Annotated in this window: 15 protein-coding genes; 5 read left to right on the top strand and 10 right to left on the bottom strand. The window is 59.0% G+C overall.

The genetic code is table 11. The features are described 5' to 3' along the window. Positions 1-202: 202 nt before the first annotated feature. Positions 203-2,875 (top strand): pyruvate dehydrogenase (acetyl-transferring), homodimeric type, encoded by a 2,673-nt coding sequence (aceE, locus tag CL546_RS06420; protein WP_290493764.1) that lies wholly within the window; start codon positions 203-205, stop codon positions 2,873-2,875. Positions 2,876-2,927: 52 nt separating this feature from the next. Then, positions 2,928-4,691, top strand: a complete 1,764-nt coding sequence (gene aceF / locus CL546_RS06415) for a dihydrolipoyllysine-residue acetyltransferase (RefSeq protein WP_290493763.1) — start codon at positions 2,928-2,930, stop codon at positions 4,689-4,691. 83 nt (positions 4,692-4,774) lie between these two features. Here aceF and CL546_RS06410 read toward each other — a convergent pair whose 3' ends face one another. From CL546_RS06410 to CL546_RS06365, 10 genes are all read right to left on the bottom strand, one after another. Continuing rightward, positions 4,775-5,083: a hypothetical protein gene (locus CL546_RS06410; protein WP_290493762.1), complete on the bottom strand. Its 309-nt coding sequence runs from the start codon at positions 5,081-5,083 to the stop codon at positions 4,775-4,777. 302 nt (positions 5,084-5,385) lie between these two features. After that, positions 5,386-6,069 carry a response regulator gene (locus CL546_RS06405; protein ID WP_290493761.1) on the bottom strand — a complete coding sequence of 228 codons (684 nt, stop codon included), beginning with the start codon at positions 6,067-6,069 and terminating at the stop codon, positions 5,386-5,388. After that, on the bottom strand, positions 6,066-7,421 hold the full coding sequence (locus tag CL546_RS06400; protein WP_290493760.1) for an ATP-binding protein: 1,356 nt from the start codon (positions 7,419-7,421) through the stop codon (positions 6,066-6,068). The genes CL546_RS06405 and CL546_RS06400 overlap by 4 nt, the downstream gene beginning before the upstream one ends. Before the next feature lie 156 nt (positions 7,422-7,577). Continuing rightward, positions 7,578-8,165, bottom strand: a complete 588-nt coding sequence (locus CL546_RS06395; protein ID WP_290493759.1) for a cob(I)yrinic acid a,c-diamide adenosyltransferase — start codon at positions 8,163-8,165, stop codon at positions 7,578-7,580. Beyond that, the gene (locus CL546_RS06390) at positions 8,165-10,135 is read right to left on the bottom strand and encodes a TonB-dependent receptor plug domain-containing protein (RefSeq protein WP_290493758.1); all 1,971 of its coding nucleotides are present in this window, start codon (positions 10,133-10,135) and stop codon (positions 8,165-8,167) included. Before CL546_RS06390 ends, CL546_RS06395 begins: the two co-directional genes overlap by 1 nt. Positions 10,136-10,204: 69 nt before the next feature. Then, positions 10,205-11,089 carry a ketopantoate reductase family protein gene (locus tag CL546_RS06385; RefSeq protein WP_290493757.1) on the bottom strand — a complete coding sequence of 295 codons (885 nt, stop codon included), beginning with the start codon at positions 11,087-11,089 and terminating at the stop codon, positions 10,205-10,207. Between the two features lie 75 nt (positions 11,090-11,164). Beyond that, a complete protein-coding gene (locus CL546_RS06380) occupies positions 11,165-12,115 on the bottom strand; it encodes a GGDEF domain-containing response regulator (RefSeq protein WP_290493756.1) in 951 nt (316 codons plus the stop codon). 84 nt (positions 12,116-12,199) lie between these two features. Then, the gene (locus tag CL546_RS06375; RefSeq protein WP_290493755.1) at positions 12,200-13,744 is read right to left on the bottom strand and encodes an AmpG family muropeptide MFS transporter; all 1,545 of its coding nucleotides are present in this window, start codon (positions 13,742-13,744) and stop codon (positions 12,200-12,202) included. A gap of 92 nt (positions 13,745-13,836) precedes the next feature. Continuing rightward, entirely contained in the window at positions 13,837-14,133 is a 297-nt protein-coding gene (locus CL546_RS06370; RefSeq protein WP_290493754.1) for an MGMT family protein, read from the bottom strand. 134 nt (positions 14,134-14,267) lie between these two features. After that, on the bottom strand, positions 14,268-15,029 hold the full coding sequence (locus CL546_RS06365; protein WP_290493753.1) for an SDR family oxidoreductase: 762 nt from the start codon (positions 15,027-15,029) through the stop codon (positions 14,268-14,270). A 119-nt stretch (positions 15,030-15,148) separates the two neighbouring features. Between CL546_RS06365 and CL546_RS06360 the strand changes: the two genes are divergently transcribed. The 3 genes from CL546_RS06360 to groEL form a co-directional block, all read left to right on the top strand. Next, positions 15,149-15,850 carry a HugZ family pyridoxamine 5'-phosphate oxidase gene (locus tag CL546_RS06360; protein WP_290493752.1) on the top strand — a complete coding sequence of 234 codons (702 nt, stop codon included), beginning with the start codon at positions 15,149-15,151 and terminating at the stop codon, positions 15,848-15,850. Positions 15,851-16,049: 199 nt separating this feature from the next. Then, positions 16,050-16,340 carry a co-chaperone GroES gene (gene groES, locus CL546_RS06355; protein WP_063521059.1) on the top strand — a complete coding sequence of 97 codons (291 nt, stop codon included), beginning with the start codon at positions 16,050-16,052 and terminating at the stop codon, positions 16,338-16,340. Between the two features lie 105 nt (positions 16,341-16,445). Beyond that, a partial coding sequence (groEL, locus tag CL546_RS06350; RefSeq protein WP_290493751.1) for a chaperonin GroEL occupies positions 16,446-17,330 on the top strand: 885 nt, incomplete at its 3' end.

The raw sequence follows: 17,330 nt of genomic DNA, 5'->3' as shown, positions 1-17,330 counted from the left end.
TTTTTTTCGTCACTGGCCAACTTGACCGCCAACCGGTCTACGGCGCTAGTATTAACGAACACCGGGGATATTGGCAGAAATGCCCCCAGCCGCCGGTGCCGTGAGACCACAGGTCTCAAGCCCAGCCACCCTTGGGCTTATTTCAGCGCCGTTGCAGTGATCCTGCAGCGGCGCAAGGCAACGCGAAAAAGGACGCATGCCCATGCAAAAACGCAGTTTTTTTGATGACGTTGATCCCGCAGAAACCCGGGAATGGCTCGAAGCCCTGGAGTCGGTTGTCGAGCGCGAGGGGCCGGAGCGAGCAGCCTGGTTACTTGATGCCATCACCAACGAAGCCCAGGAACAGGGCGTTTATCGCACCCATCTCAACACCCCCTATCTCAATACCATCCCTCCCAAGGACGAAGCGGCTATCCCCGGTGATATGTTCATGGAGCGGCGTATTCGTTCATTGGTGCGCTGGAATGCGCTGGCCACAGTGATGCGGGCCAACATGGATAACGACGATGAGTTGGGTGGGCACATTGCCTCTTTTGCCTCATCTGCCACGCTTTATGATGTGGGGTTCAACCATTTCTTCCGTGCTCCCAGTGACGAGAACGAGGGTGACCTGGTGTTCTTTCAGGGGCACTCGGCGCCAGGCGTGTACGCGCGGGCCTACCTGGAAGGACGCATTAGCGAAGAGCAACTGGATAACTTTCGGCGGGAAGTCGATGGCAAGGGGCTGTCGTCCTACCCCCATCCCTGGCTAATGCCAGACTTCTGGCAATTTCCCACTGTATCCATGGGTTTGGGGCCGATTCAGGCCATCTACCAGGCTCACATCATGAAGTACCTGCAGAACCGGGAACTGATCCAGCAGGACAACCGCAAGGTTTGGGCATTCCTGGGTGACGGTGAAATGGACGAGCCGGAGTCCTTGGGCGCACTGGCTCTGGCCGGCCGCGAGAAGCTGGATAATCTGGTGTTCGTGGTGAACTGTAATCTGCAGCGGCTGGATGGCCCGGTGCGTGGCAACGGCAAAATCATCCAAGAGCTGGAAGGCGTGTTCCGCGGTGCCGGTTGGAACGTGATCAAGGTAGTGTGGGGGCGCCTGTGGGACCCGCTGTTGGAAAAAGACAGCGAAGGTCTGTTACGCCGCCGCATGGAAGAGTGTGTGGATGGGGAATACCAAGCCTACAAGAAAAACGGGGGCGCTTACACCCGCGAACATTTCTTTGGCGAGAACCCGGAACTGAAGAAACTCGTCGAGCACATGAGCGACGAAGACGTCTATCGTCTGAACCGGGGCGGCCACGATCCGTTCAAGGTGTACGCGGCGTACCACGCGGCGGTAAACCACACTGGCCGGCCCACGGTGATTCTGGCCAAGACAGTCAAAGGCTATGCCACGGGTGCGGGTGAAGCCGTCAACAAGACCCACCAGATGAAGAAGCTTGATCTGGAAAGCCTGAAGGATTTCCGCGATCGCTTCGACATGCCGTTCACCGATGAGCAGCTGGAAGAGGTGCCCTATTACCGCCCGGCAGAAGATTCTGCCGAGCTGCGTTACATGAAAGAGCAGCGCGACAAGCTGGGTGGTTATATGCCCGTGCGGCGCCAGAAAGCCAGCCAGCAATTGACCATTCCCGGGCTGGATGTGTTTGCCAATTTCCTGGAAGGCAGCGGTGATCGTGAGATTTCCACCACCATGGCCTTCGTGCGAATGATGAGTACGTTGATCAAGGACAAACAGATTGGTGAGCGCGTGGTGCCGATTGTCCCCGATGAGGCACGGACGTTTGGCATGGAAGGGTTGTTTCGCCAGTTGGGCATCTATTCGTCCGGTGGTCAGAAGTACGAGCCGGAAGATGCCGGCCAGGTTATGTATTACCGGGAGGACAAGAAAGGCCGTATTCTCGAAGAGGGTATCAACGAAGCGGGCGCCATGTCCGGCTGGCTGGCCGCGGCCACTAGCTACAGCGTCCATGACTTTACTCTGATCCCGTTCTACATCTATTACTCCATGTTCGGCTTTCAGCGCGTGGGCGACCTGGCCTGGGCGGCAGGGGACTCACAAGCACGGGGCTTCCTGCTGGGTGCCACTGCCGGGCGCACCACGCTTAACGGCGAAGGGCTGCAGCACCAGGATGGCCACAGCCATATTCTGGCCGGCACGGTGCCGAACTGTGTCAGCTACGACCCCACCTACAGCTACGAGTTGGCCGTGATTCTTCAGGATGGCCTCAGACGCATGTATGAGGACAACGAGAAGGTGTTCTATTACCTCACCCTGATGAATGAAAACTACATGCACGGTGCCATGCCGGAAGGTGCAGAAGAAGGTATCCGCAAGGGCATGTATTTGTTGCGCGAAGGAAAACCGAAAACCAAGAAAACTCCGCGGGTTCAGCTATTGGGTAGCGGTACCATATTGCGTGAAGTGGAAGCGGCTGCGGACCTGTTGCGTGAAGACTTCGGTGTGGCGGCAGATGTATGGAGTGTCACCAGCTTCAACGAACTGCGCCGCGAAGGGCTACGCATGGACCGTGATGACATGCTCAACCCGGAAAAAGATCGCGCACCGAACTGGGTGGAGAAATGCCTGGAGGGTCGTGCGGGTCCGGTGATTGCGTCTACCGACTACATGCGCGCCTTTGCGGATCAGATTCGCCCCTGGGTGAAAGCCCCGTATTCGGTGCTGGGCACTGATGGTTTCGGGCGCAGTGATTCACGCCAGAAGTTACGCCACTTCTTTGAAGTCGACCGTTACTTTGTGGTGCTGGCAGCTCTGAATGCCTTGCGTAAAGAAGGCAAAGTTGACGCTGCAGTGGTGAAACAGGCTATCGAAAAGTATGGCATTGATACGGATAAACCCTATCCGGTTATGCATTGATCGCACCCGTCATTGATTACCGATCAGTGATCTCACTATAAGGAGTTACGGTGTGAGTAAAACGCAAATTCATGTTCCCGATGTGGGCAGCAGTGATCCTGTTGATATCATCGAGATCAGCGTGAAAGTCGGCGATACCATTAGCGCCGAAGACACTATCATTGTGCTTGAGTCCGACAAGGCCACGGTGGAAGTGCCCGCGCCGCAGGGCGGAAAAGTTGCAGCTATCAGTGTGAAAGTGGGCGACCGGGTCAAGGAAGGCGATGCACTGATGGAGCTGGAAGCCGAAGAAGGCGAGAACGGTGGGCAGGGTGATGAAGGCGTGACGGCTTCCTCATCCGAGCCTGCAGACAGCAAGGACAGCAAAACAGAAAAGAACGATGCTGAACAGGCGTCAAATGAGAAGGCATCACCGGACGACGCCCCATCCGGCGGCAAGGATGACAACGCCAGGGATGAGAACACAGAGAAGCAGACAGGCGGCAGTACGGAAACGGTGAAGGTGCCGGATCTTGGAGATATTGATGCCGCTGAAATTATCGAAGTGAATGTGTCTGTGGGTGACGAGCTCGATGAAGAACAAGTCATCGTAGTGGTGGAATCGGACAAGGCGTCGCTGGAGATTCCGTCTCCGAAGGCCGGCAAGGTAGAGTCAGTCAGCGTTAGTGTCGGAGACAAGGTCGGTACCGGTGATGCGCTGATTACTCTGGTTGTTGCCGGTGGTTCAGCCTCGGCAGAAGCAGAGCAGGCAGAATCTGATAGTGACAAAGGCGATGATGCCGAGGGCGTAAAGAACGGAGAAAAAGAGACAGCAGGCAAAAAATCCGAAGCACCGCCGCAAGGCAGGTCTGTGCAGAAAGAAGCATCTGCCTCCCCGTCACGAACGCAAGCTGTTCATAATGGCGGGTCCCCGTCCAAACCGGTTCACGCAGGCCCGGCAGTGCGCAAGCTGGCCCGTGAGACCGGGGTGGATTTATCCCTGGTCACCGCCACAGGCCCGAAAGAGCGCATTCTCAAAGATGATGTGCATGCTTATGTGAAGCAGCGGTTGGAAGGGGCACCGCAACCTGCCGGTGGTGGGTTGGCAGTGGAATTGCCGGAAATCGATTTCAGTCAGTTCGGTGACATCGAGCGGGTTGAGTTGAACAAGCTTCGCAAGGTCTCTGCTCAGAATTTGACGCGTTCCTGGTTGACCATTCCCCATGTGACGCAGCATGACAATGCGGATATCACCGACCTGGAAGCGTTCCGCAAAAGCCAGAACAAGCGCCTGGAGCGCGAAGGCGTCAAGCTCACCATGCTTGCGTTCCTGGTGACTGCCTGCGCCCGTGCCCTGAAGGAGTATCCTCGTTTTAACAGTTCGCTGGAGAACAGTGGGGAAGCCTTGATTGAGAAGGGCTATATCAATATTGGTATAGCGGTGGATACGCCCAATGGCCTGGTCGTGCCGGTGATCAAAAATGCGGACAAGAAAGGCCTCAAGGAGATTGCCCTGGAAATGGGAGAGCTGGCCGAGAAAGCTCGTAACCGCAAACTGACACCTGCCGACATGAAGGGGGGGACCTTCAGTATTTCGTCTTTGGGCGGTATTGGCGGTACGGCGTTTACCCCGATTGTAAACTGGCCGGAAGTGGCAATTCTTGGCGTGAGCCGTTCCGATATGCAACCGGTGTGGGATGGCAATCAGTTCCAGCCGCGACTGATGCTGCCGATGAGCTTGTCCTATGATCACCGGGTCATCGATGGTGCAGCGGCGGCGCGGTTTACGACGTACCTGAGCCGATTGTTGACGGATATGCGCCAGGCGTTGTTGTGAAAAGAGGCCTGAAAAGGCAACGTACGCAAATTAAAAAGGCCTTCATATGAAGGCCTTTTTGTTAGCGGTGTAGCGTTAATGAATTAACGTTCTTTGCGCTTTTCGTGGCGGTCGTCGCGGCGCTCTTTACGGTCTTCCTTCATTTGCGCGAGCTTTTCTTGCTGCTCGGGGGTCAGTAGCGCGTTTATCTTTGCCTGTGTCTCATCGTGCAAGGCTTTCATTTTTTCACCCTGCTCTTCGAAGACGGTCGTCAACTGGGCGCTTTGCGCGTCGGTCAATTCCAGTTTTTGGGTCATGTGCTCAACCATTTTTTCACCGCCCCGGTGACCGGGACCCATGGCAAAAGCTGATGTGGCAAAAACGGCAAGAATAACGATAGCGATTTTTTTCATGGGGCTCTCTCCTTATGACTCCATTGAGTCCTTGAATGTGATGGGGAGAGTATTGCGTAACAAGGTGCAAGGAATATGCAGGAAATGTGGAAGAAGCAGTTACTAGCTGCGAGCTACGGGCTGCAAGGAAAATCAAAACCGCAACGACGCCTGATTTGTGCTGTAGGAGTTCCCTTCCAGGGGACGAACCGTGCGCAGCACGGAATCCCCGAAAGGCGATCAATCGTGCGGAACGCCCGTCTAGCGCCTCGCTTCGCGAGGTTCGTCCCCTGGAAGGGAACTCCTACAAGTAGGCGGTGGTGTTACGGCGTTTCCAACCTATACCCCACGCCGTACACACTGCCAATCCAGTCATGGGATTGTTCGTCGCCGTCGCTGAGTTTGCGGCGCAGTTTGCGGATATGGCTGTCGATGGTGCGGTCGGAAACCACGCGGTGGTCTTGATAGATTTCGTCCATTAACTGGTCCCGGGACCAGATGCGGCCGGGTTGGCGGGACAGGGTGGCGAGCAGGGCAAATTCGATAGCGGTGAGGGCGATGCGCTGCTGGCCCTGTGGTTGTTTGAGGATGGCTTCATAGCGTTCTTCATCGAGTTGCAATGCATGGGCTTGCCCGCTGGGTTCCGGGTTGGCGCGGCGTAGCACGGCTTTTACCCGAGCCACCAGTTCGCGAGGGCTAAACGGTTTGCAGATGTAATCATCGGCGCCCAGTTCCAGGCCCAGCAGCCGGTCCACTTCATCTACCCGGGCGGTGACCATGAGGATCGGCACGTTGCTGTGCTGGCGGATGGCCTTGCACACTTCCATGCCGTCTCCGTCGGGCAGCATCAAATCCAGCAGCACGGCCTGAAAGGATTGCTCACGGGCCAGAGTGATGGCGACCTTGGCGCTGTCTGTCTGCTCGGTCTGGTAATGGGCGTGATGAAGGTAATCCGCCACCAGCTGTGACAGGCGCGGTTCATCTTCCACGATCAGGATGCGGCTCATTGGGTGTCTCCCGGTAGTGATATCAGGATGCGAACGCCACCCAGAGGGCTGTGCTCTGCATGAACAGTGCCGCCGTGGGCCTCAACAATGCGCAGGCAAATAGCGAGCCCCAGGCCAGCCCCGCCGGTACGGCGGTTGCGGGAGCTTTCTACCCGGTAGAGGTGATCAAACAGTTTGGGCAGGGCGTCGTCGGGAACGCCGGGGGCGCTGTCATCCACCACCAGCAACCAGGTGTCGTCTTTCTGTTGGTTCAGGGAGACGGCTAACTCGCCGCCGTCGGCGGTGTACTTGAGACTGTTCTGGAACAGGTTATCCAGTAACTGGCGCAGCCGCACGGGATCCTGCTGGATCACGGCCTGGTCGGGAAGAGTGATTTTGCAGGTGATGTCACGCTGCGCGAACGCACCTCGATAACTGTCGAGTACCTCTTCCACCAGGCTGCTCAAGTCTTCCTGGCGGAACTGATAGCGCAGGTTGCCGCCGTCGGCCAACGCCAGGTCGTGCAAGTCGTTAATCAGGTGGGTCAGTTGAGCGACTTCACTTTCCAGCCCTTTCAGGTTTTCCTGATTCAGGGGACGTATGCCATCGCACAGTGCTTCCAGCTCGCCCTGGAGAATCGCCACCGGGGTGCGTAGCTCATGGGCGATATCCGAGAACCAGCGTTGCCGTGCCTGCTGGCCCTGGTCGAGACGCTCGGCTAACTGGTCAACCTGACGGGTCAAGGTGCCGAGCTCATCCCGGCGGTCGCTGGCCAGACGAGAGTCGTAGTTACCTTCCTGCAGTTCAGCGGTATGGCGGGAAAGCGCCAGAATCGGTGCCACCAGGTGGCGGGCCAGCAGCCAGGAAACCAGCAGAGACAGGCCGAGCCCTACGCACAGCATCCACAGGGCAAAGCGAAGCTGGCGGCCCATGAAACGGCGGTCGAGTTTATCGCGAATGGCTTCCTGGTCTGGGTAAGTCAGATAACCCACGATGCGGTGGTTATCCTGAATGGGCACATCGACACGGTATTTTTCCGGGGCAGGCGGGCCAAGCAGCACACGCTTGCGGGCATCGAGCAGTTGCAGGTGGCGGTGGTCGCCGCGGTCGTCTTTGCCTTCTTCCCGATCACCGGCCAGCCAGTAAAGTCGCTTCAAGCGACGGGGATCGTCGCGCAGAAACTGCCAGGAGCCCTGCTGTTGATAGAGCGTGCCCAGGTGATCGGCCAGCCGTTCTACCTGGGATTGCTGGCGTTCGTCCAGGTAGGTATCCAGGCTGCGCACGAAAGACAGGTAATAGAACCCGCTGGCCGCCACAATCAGGACCAGGAAGGTGCCCAGGAAGATCAGAAACAGTTTATTGCGAATGCCCATGGCGCTACATCGTCAGTCAGGACAGTCAGTGTAGCGCGCGAGCGGTAGAGGTGGGCTGGTTTGCACAATCTTTCCATAATGCGGCTACGCCGGACATGAAGCCGTTGGAGCGTGTTTTTTACGTCAGGCGTCGAGCATGGGGCGTCCGGCACTCATTTACCGGTCCGCCTTTGGTACCCACAGGGTTTCCGGGTGTTCGTGGCGCAGGTTGATGAGCCGGGCCATCACGAACAGCAGATCAGAGAGTCGATTGATCAACGCCTGGCTCACCGGATTAACCGCCTCTTCGTCGGCCTCGTGCAAGGCAATAACGTGGCGTTCCAGGCGGCGTGCCACGGTGCGGCAGTGGTGGCACCAGGCGGCATCCGGGTGGCCGCCGGGGAGCACAAACTCTTTCAGTGGGGGGAGTTCGGCATTGATGGTATCGGCCTGGGATTCCACTTCCACCAAGTCATGGTCATCAATGGCGCGGTGGCCGGGAATGGCCAGCTCGCCGCCGATGTCGAACAGCATTTGCTGAACCAGGCCCAGTACCGCGTCCAGATCGCTATCCAGCGTTCGGGCGCGCAGCACGCCCAGGGCGCTGTTCAGTTCGTCCAGCTCGCCCAGTACCACGATGCGCGGGTGAAACTTGCTCACCCGTGAACCGTCTGCCAGGCCGGTTTCGCCTGCATCCCCGGTGCGGGTGATGACCCGGTTGATACGGGTCTTGTCGGGGTTTCCGGTTCCGTTGGTATCACTCATTACAGCTCCATGCCCAGTGCGACCCGGTAATGGCGTTCTGGCAACGTGTAGAGAACCGCGTTGCTGCTACCGGGGTTGTAGTTACCGTAGTCCGCATTCACGTTGTCTTCCAGGTTGTAGACACCAGCTTTGAGATAGAGTTTGCGATAGCGGGCTGTCAGTTGCAGATCGGTGGTGCGGTAGTGATCCAGTTTGCGGTACGCATTGTCCAGGTCACCGTCGTAATGACGGTCGCCCACGTAGCGGTGGCTGATCTGGGCGGACAGCCAGGCGAGCGCCTGCCAGTCGGCAATCAGTTCCATGGTGTGTTCGGGCACCAGGGGGGCGTCGTTGCCGCTGAAGGGGCCGCCATCAAAACGGGCTTGCTGGGCGCTGGCGTTGGCGGTGAAGGTGATGTCCTTGTCCAGCCGCCAGCGGGAGTTGATGCTGACGCCCTTGTGCACGGTGCGGTCGTCCAGATTGCGATTGGCGAAGGCGATGGGGTCGTAAACGATTTCGTTATCAATCTCGGCGCGCCAGAAGGTCAGCGTGGAGTGCTGCCGGCCCTGAGACCAGCTGGCGCCGGTGGTGTAGCTGTGACCGGTTTGCGGATCGATGGGCGGGTTGAACGGGGACAGTTCATCCACATTGGCGATGCGTACGCTGCGCTGGGCGCCGGCGAACACGGCCAGGTTGCCGGTGAAGGTGTAGCGGATGCCGCCCTCGTACATTTCGCCATCCTGGTCCTTGTCGGCCCCTTCACCGCTGAGGGTGCTCTCCAGTTGGCGGGCGCCGGCGCTCACCGAGAGTTTCGGCGTCAGGCTGACCAGGTTGTGCAGGTACCAGGCGCGCTGGCTTTGCTCCAGTTCCCGATCGCCGAAATTGGTCCGGCTGGTGTAATCGTATTCGTGCAGATCAACGCCCAGTGTCCAGTTATGCATGGCACTGCCGGTGGCGGTCTGGCCTTCCAGCTTGGGAGTGAAGCTGTAGCTGTCCACCACTGACTCGCCGTTGAAACCGCTGGAAGGGTAGCGGTATTGCTGGGTCTGGCGGCGGCGGCTGGCGTCCAGAGTGAGCGCGGTGTTGCCGGCCATGGCGATGCGCAGGCCGGGCATCAGCCAGTAGCTTTCCTGCTCCGCGTCGTCGTCGGGGGTTTCGGCTCCTTGCGGATCATTGTTGAACTCCATGGGATCGCGGCCTCCCGGCAGGCCCTGGGACTGCCGGGTGCCATTGGCGGTGAAATAGGCTTCAACGCCGTCCTGCTGGTAGCGCAGGTCAGCGAAGGCGCTGTCGTTACGCAGGGCGTTGTTGTCTCGATAACCATCGCTGTCCAGGGTGCTCAGCGCCACGGCACCGCTCAGGTTGCCGTGGTTGCCGGTGGCGTAGCCGTTGCCCCCGAGGCTGTTGTAACTGCCGCTGTTGATTTCCAGCCCGGCGCTGTTGCGGTAGCTGCGGCGGGTGACGATGTTGACCACGCCGCCCACGGCGCCGTTGCCGTACAGGGCCGCCCCGGCACCGGGTAGCACTTCGATGCGTTCGATGGCGGCCAGGGGAATGCCGGTCAGTTCCGGGGTGGTCAGGTCGATGTTGGAGAGCCGGCGGCCGTTCAGCAAGATCAGGGTGTTCTGGTTGCCGGTGGCGCCGAAACCGAGCAGATCCACGCTGGCGTTACTGCCGTTGATGCCATACAGGCGACTGCTTTGCAGGCCGCCCACGGTGTCGAGCAGGTCCGCGAGATTGGTGGCCGGCAGGCTGTCGATGGCTTCCCGGTCGATCACCACTGTGCCGGTGGGCAGTTCGCCGACCAGGCTGGTATTGCGAGCGCCACTGACTTTGACCGTGCCCAGGGCATGACGGTCGCTGGCTGCGTCCGTCGTGTTTGTTGTGTCAGTGGGTTCACCGGCGATCCCCTGCAATGGGGCGGCGAGTAACAGGCTGACAGCAGCAGGAAAAAAAAGCGCGGGATAGCGAGTGGCGTGGTGAGTGGACATTCATCCTCCGAACAATGGGGTCTGCACGCAGGGGAGCTTACCAGAGCCAGCCGCTGAGGGCCTGTGCGTTTATGTGGGCGCCTGGCCGCTCAGGGCCTCGATCAGGCGGCGGTGGCTGGGCAGATCCATGCCGTGGCGTTGTGCCTGGCGAAGCAGCCAGCCATTGATGGCCTCGATTTCCGTGGTGGCGCCGCGCTGCCGGTCGGCGCGCATGGATGAGGTGTTGCCGGCGGTATCGCGGGCCACCTGTAGGACAGCGGAGAACGAATTGCCGGGCCAGCGGGAATCCAGAGCGGTTAGCAGTGTGTCGGCCTCGGCGCAGAGCGCGCGGGCTTGCTGTTGCAAGGACGGGTCGGAAACCAGCGCTCCGTTGGGCACATCGTGCAGGGCGGTAAGCGGGTTGATTACCGCATTGGCGACCAGTTTTTTCCACTGCACCCAGCGAATGTCTGCTTCCCAGCACAGATTGGGCCAGTGGCGCTGCAGTCCTTCAAACCATGCCGGGGGTTGCGGCAGGCCGCCGAGCCAGGTGGTGTTCTCAGCCACGATAGTGTGCTGCGGTGACTGCCCTTTCACCGCGCTGGTGGTGATGGCTTCCAGCATAGTCGCGCCAGGGGGAAGGCGGCCATCCAGCGCGCCCATGCCATTCTGGAAGCGCAGCACCAGGGTCATGCTGTCCAGGTGACCGTTTACCCGGCGTAAAGCCGCTTCCGTGTAAGGCGTTTTGCTGGCCACCAGCAAATGCGTAATGGTGCTGTGAAATTGCGATGGGCTGACACAGGGCAGGGTCAGGGAGGCATTATGCTCAGCAAAGATCAATGTCTTGTGCTGGGGAGGCGCAGGGCTGTCAGTCACAACGCTGACGGTATGGCCCGCACGGGTCAGATACCAGGCCGCCAGGGTGCCCATGTTGCCGGCGCCGAGCAGGTGCCAGTGAGGAAGGGATTCAGTCATGGCGGGAATGGTAAGCCCTGAGAGCCATGAAATGGAGCGTTTTTCTCAGCGAGAGCTTTCGGGATGGTTGCTGCGTCAGGCACTCGCCGCAGAGGAGACGATCCGCTTTTCTGCCAGCGCTTGCTCCAGTTCCAGGGTGGCTTGTTCCAGCATGCCGTCAGCGCTGTTGCCGCCGGCTGAAGCGGTCAGGGCAATGCTGACTTGCAGGCTGAGAAAGCCTGCAGCGGTCTGGTAGGCGCGGTGATTCAGGCTGTCGTAAAGGCGTCGAAAGCTGGTGGGATCACAGTGACTTAAATGCGGCTGATGGGTGATCAGCGCAAAGTGATCCTGTTGCAGGCGACACAGGTGATCCATGGGACGTACAGACTGGCGTAGTCGGCGACTAAAAGCCAATACTCCTTGCTGCATGACCTTGTTGCCGCGCTGGCGTTGTTGTTGCTCGAAATCTTCCAGGCGCATCAGCAGCATGCAGGCGGCGCCGCCGCGTTTCTGGGCGTGTTTGAGTGTGCTGTCCAGCGCGCGCAGGGCGTCCTGGCGATTGCCAAAACCGGTGAGAGGGTCGATCAGGGCCTGGCGTTTGAGCTGGCGGTTCACCGTCAGCATGCGTTGGTAGTCGGTCTGTACCCGGTTGTGGCGCTGGATAATGCGGTCGGCGGCCATCACTCGGTGTTGCAGTTGTTCGGTCATGGCAGATTTGGAAACGAAATCGTCCACGCCCTGATCGAACGCTTGCTGCAGGGCGTTCACGCCTTCACGGGCGGTGAGCAGCAACACGTAGGTATAGCGGTTGTTGGCCTCATCGTTCTGACGAATGCGGCGGGTCAGCTCCAGGCCATCCATGCCGGGCATCAACCAGTCGGCCACCACCAGATCGGCTGGCTTTTCAGCCAGCTGGCCAAGGGCGTCGTGGGCGCTGTGGGCGTGGCGAATGCTGGTATAACCAGCGGTGGCCAGAGTGCGGTTGACCACGGCGGCGGAGAAGCGGGCGTCGTCTACCACCAGGATATCGAGTTCAGAGACGGTCATCGGATTTCTTGTTGTTTTTTGTAAGTCTCCACTATAGCCGGTTTGCGAATTGATTGAAAAGTAATCGATGAGCGGTGTTTGGGGTTAGTTTTTAAAGGCGCTGTGGCGCTGGATCAGGTAGATCAGGCCCAGCACGGGCACGCCCATCAGGCTGGCCAGCAGGAAGAAGCCCGGGTAGCCCAGGTTGTCCACCATGCTGCCGGAATAGCCGCCAATGGTTTTTGGCAGCAGTGTCATCAGCGAGCTGAAAATGGCGTACTGCACCGCCGTGAAGGACACATTGGTGAGCTGCGACAGGAAGGCCACAAAAGCGGCGCTGGCCAGGCCGGCGGTGAGATTGTCGGCGGAGATCACTGCATAGAGGATACGGATATCGTGGCCCGCATAGGCCAGCCACAGGAACAGCAGGTTGGTGGCCACGGTGAGGAAGGCCCCCAGGTACAGTACCCGGATGACGCCGTGGCGCATGGCCAGAATGCCACCCAGAAAGCCGCCGGCGATGGTCATGAACAGCCCAAAGGTTTTCACCACCCCGGCAATTTCGTTTTTGGTGAAGCCCATGTCTTCAAAAAAGACGTTGGAAATCACCCCCAGCACAATATCGGAAACCCGATAAAACCCCACGAACACCAGCAACAACAGGGCCAGGCGTTTGCCGTAACGCTGGAAAAAATCCTTCACCGGGTCGATATAACTTTCCTGTACCAGCTGTCTGTCATAGAGCGGTGTCAGAGACAGCATTTTTAACAAAGCAGCGACCAGAATGATCGCCAAGGCCAGACGCAGGGTTTCCACCACCAGGCCGGACAAGGCACCGTTGTTCACTGCGTCAGTCAGTGTTTGGCGGAAGGCGGCGGCGGACTCGGCGGTGAATATGTAGACCGTCACAAAGGCGGCGATGCCCACCACGAACAGGGTCAGAAACTTGAGGTACTGACGACTGGTGTACTGCGCGTTGGAGGGCCGGTGGTTTTCCGGTTCGCGAATGATCAGGGTGGTGATGGCCCCGACCAGCATGGTCAGCGCCATGATGGCATAGGTGCTTTGCCAGGCGGCGTAGCTGTAGGACTCACTGGTGGAGCCCAGCCAGCTGGCCAGTACTAAAGAGCCGGCCCCGGAAGTGAGCATGCCGATTCGGTAGCCAGCGATATAGGACGAGGACATCAGTGCTTGCAGTTCGGCCCCGGCGGATTCAATCCGGTAGGCGTCGATAACGATATCCTGGGTGGCGGCGGTGAAGCCCAGCATCACAACGGCAAACGCCATTATATTCAGGGCGCCGGGCTGGGTCGGGTCGACCAGGGAGATACTGAAAATGGCGGCGGCGACCGCTAGCTGCGCCACCAGCAACCAGGCCCGCCGCCGGCCCAGCCAGCGGGTCAGGACGGGAATAGGCAGGCGATCAATGAGCGGCGCCCAGAGAAACTTGAATGAGTAGGCCAGCGCCGCCCAGCTGAAGTAGGTCACCGTGGAGCGGTCTACGCCAGCTTCGCGTAGCCAAAGCGACAGCGAAGAAAAAATAAGCAGCAGCGGGATGCCCGCCGAAAACCCGTAAAAGAACATGGTTTCCACGCGGGGGTGCAGGAAGGCCTTCAGGGATTGCTGCCAGCTGGTCGATTGTGGGGGCATAGGACTCTTAGCGGGTATTGCCGATGGGCGAAAGGCTCATCATAGACACTTTGTTTGCGGGGGGCGATGCAGGTTCATTGGCTAACAGCCTGCTAGAGGAAATAGTGTTTGGGCACGCGATCGCTTAGCACCGGGACATTTTCGTCGCGTAATCGCTGTATTTGAACCTCCCCCGCTGGCGTACCGACCAGGGCTATTCGCCTGTCTGAGCGCAACACCCGGTGCCAGGGCAGGCGGGTGTCCTTGGGGAGCTGACTCATCAGCCGGCCAACAAAACGGGCATGGCGGGGAAAGCCCGCCTGCTTTGCCACGGCGCCATAACTGCTGACGTGTCCTGGCGGAATAGCGGCGACGATCTGGTAAACGGCATCTCGGAATTCAGGATTCATGACAGGCAGCTTCCAGCGACTCGCTTCTAGCTGCAAGTAAAAACGCAGAGCACAATAAAAAGAGGAAACCGGTGTCAGCCGATTTCCTCTTTGGGGTGCCGCATTATGCGCTCGGCATTGGGCGTCAGGCGTTGTTACCGCAACCCGCCGTCCATATCGATGCAGCGACCGGTGAAATAGTCGGTCTCGAAAATAAACGCCACGCTGCGGGCAATGTGCTCCGCTTCACCCAGCCGCTTGAGCGGCACGGCCTGTACCAGACGATCGCGGGCTTCCGGTTTCATGGCGGCCAGCATGTCGGTGTTGATGGTGCCCGGTGCCACGGCTCCGGTGCGAATGTTGTAGCGAGCCAGTTCTTTTGCCCATACCTCGGCCAGGGCAGCTACGGCGGCTTTGGCCGAAGAGTAGTTGCTCTGGCCGAAGCTGCCCTGGCGGGCCAGGGAGGAAATGTTCACGATCACGCCTTCCTCGGCGCCGGTTTCGACCATTTTGGCGGCGGCTTCACGGCCGCACAGGAATACCCCGGTCAGGTTCACGTCGATCACCGCCTGCCACTGCTGCAGGCTCATTTTGCTGACCAGCTCGCCGTCTTTAGCCTTGATCAACAGCCCGTCGCGGGTAATGCCGGCATTGTTGACCAGGCCGTGCAGGGCGCCGAAATCGGCAACCACATTGTTGAACAGGGCTTCCACCTCTTCCTCTTTGGCCACATTGGCCAGGTAGGCGCGGGCTTCGCCGCCGGCAGCTTCACAGGCAACCACGGTAGCGTCCAGGTCTTCCTGGCTCAGGTCCACGCAGGCCAGCCTGGCGCCTTTACCAGCAAAAAAGGTGGCGATGCCACGGCCCAGGCCACGGCCGGCGCCGGTCACAACAATCACTTTCTGGTTCAATTCCATGGTGATTCCTTACACTGTCGGTTCACGTTGCAACGGATTATGGTGAGGTGCAGCGGGCAGGCCAATGACCGGATTGCTCAGGCCCGCCGCAAAACGGGAAACGGAGAGCAGGACCCCACATGCATCAGGAAGCAGAAGCCCAGTCATTTATCTATCAGCACAGTCATGCGGCCCTGGCGACGGTGGACACTGAGGGCGCGCCTTTTGCGTCTGCAGTGAATGTGGTGCCAGACCATGAGGGACGACTGTTGATGTTGGTTAGTGCCCTGGCGGCGCATAGCGTCAATCTGTCCGCTAACCCGGCGGCATCACTGGTGTGGGTGGAGCAACGGCATAGCGACTGGCAGGCGGCAACACGGTTGACTGTGTCCGGTGAGGTAGTGGCGGTACCACCGGCACAGGGCGAAAGGTATTTTCAGGTGTTTCCTCACGCCCGCGAGTACCTCCTGCTGGATTTCCATTTTCTGGCGCTGCGCCCGGGGACGGCGCGCTGGATTCCCGGTTTTGCCCGGGCCACCTGGTTGAATGCCGAAGCGCTGGTGCAACCGTGGGGCTGGGATCTTGCCCGGGAACAGGCCATGGTTGGCCACATGAATGACGATCACGCCGATGCCATTGATCACTATCTGGCTTTGCTGGGCGCGCCGGGCCAGGGGGCGCAGATGCTGGCGGTGGACCCCTGGGGGGCGTGGCTGTGGCATGACGAACGGTTGCGTCGGCTACCGTTCCCGGCCCGGGCGGAAGACGCCGGGCAAGTGCGTGACACCCTGGTGATGCTCGCTCGTACTCCTCCAGAGGATTTTTTCCTCGCCCGCCCTTGAATCCCGCCGTTACGACCCCATTCCACGGCCAGCAGGCAGACTCAGGAAGCCTCGGTGATGGCCGGTATTTCCTGTTGACTGTGCTGGCGTCCTTACTATGATTAGCACTCCACTCATGAGAGTGCTAATTCAGACTGTCGAGTTTGGCCGCTGTGGCCGACTTGGGTGTCAAAAGAACTAACTGGGAGTTTAAGGAAAAATGAGCATCCGTCCTTTGCATGATCGCGTGCTGGTTCGCCGTGAAGAGGAAGAAACCAAATCCGCTGGCGGTATTGTGCTGCCCGGTTCCGCTGCCGAGAAGCCGTCCCGTGGCGAAGTCATTGCCGTCGGCAATGGCAAGATCACCGAAAACGGTGATGTACGCCCGCTGGATGTGAAAGCCGGCGACAAGGTGATCTTTGGCCAATACGCAGGGTCCACCGTGAAGGTGGAAGGCGAAGAGCTGCTGATCATGAGCGAAGCCGAAATTCTGGCCGTCGTTGAAGGCTAAATGCTGAATACGGCCCGGATAACTCTTCCGGTCTAGACAGACATCGAACGCCCGCAAGGGCATTCAGCCCATCACTGGGTAAAGAATCGCAGAGGTATATAAAACATGGCTAAAGAAATTTTGTTCCGTGACGAAGCGCGTCAACGTATGGCCAAGGGCGTCAACATTCTGGCCGACGCCGTTAAGGTAACCTTGGGCCCGAAAGGCCGTAACGTGGTGCTGGAAAAATCCTTCGGCGCTCCGTCCATCACCAAGGATGGCGTTTCCGTTGCCCGCGAAATCGAACTGGAAGACAAGTTCGAGAACATGGGTGCCCAGATGGTGAAAGAAGTGGCATCCAAGGCTAACGACGAAGCCGGTGACGGTACCACCACTGCCACCGTGCTGGCTCAGGCATTCGTCAACGAAGGCCTCAAGTCCGTAACTGCCGGCATGAACCCCATGGACCTGAAACGCGGTATCGACCAGGCCGTGGCCGCCGTGGTGGAAGAGCTGAAGACGCTGTCTACTCCGTGTGACAACACCAAGAGCATCGAGCAAGTAGGGACCATCTCCGCCAACGCCGATAAATCTGTTGGTGAAATTATTGCCCAGGCCATGGAAAAAGTAGGCCAGGAAGGCGTTATCACCGTTGAAGAAGGCCAGTCCCTGCAGAACGAGCTGGACGTGGTTGAGGGCATGCAGTTTGACCGCGGTTACCTGAGCCCGTACTTCATCAACAATCAGGAAAAGATGCAGGTCGAGCTGGAAGACCCGTACATCCTGTTGGTGGACAAGAAGATCTCCAATATTCGTGAACTGCTGCCGGCCCTGGAAAACGTGGCTAAAGCAGGCAAGCCGCTGTTGATCATCGCTGAAGACATCGAAGGCGAAGCGCTGGCCACTCTGGTGGTGAACAACATGCGCGGCATCATCAAGTGCGCCGCCGTGAAAGCGCCGGGCTTCGGTGACCGTCGCAAGGCCATGCTGCAGGACATCGCCATCCTCACC

Origin of the sequence: Alcanivorax sp. (assembly GCF_002726155.1) — a bacterium.
Classification (GTDB): Bacteria; Pseudomonadota; Gammaproteobacteria; order Pseudomonadales; family Alcanivoracaceae; genus Alcanivorax.
Note: the sequence above shows the minus strand (reverse complement) of the source record. Positions and strands in the feature narration are given on the sequence as shown.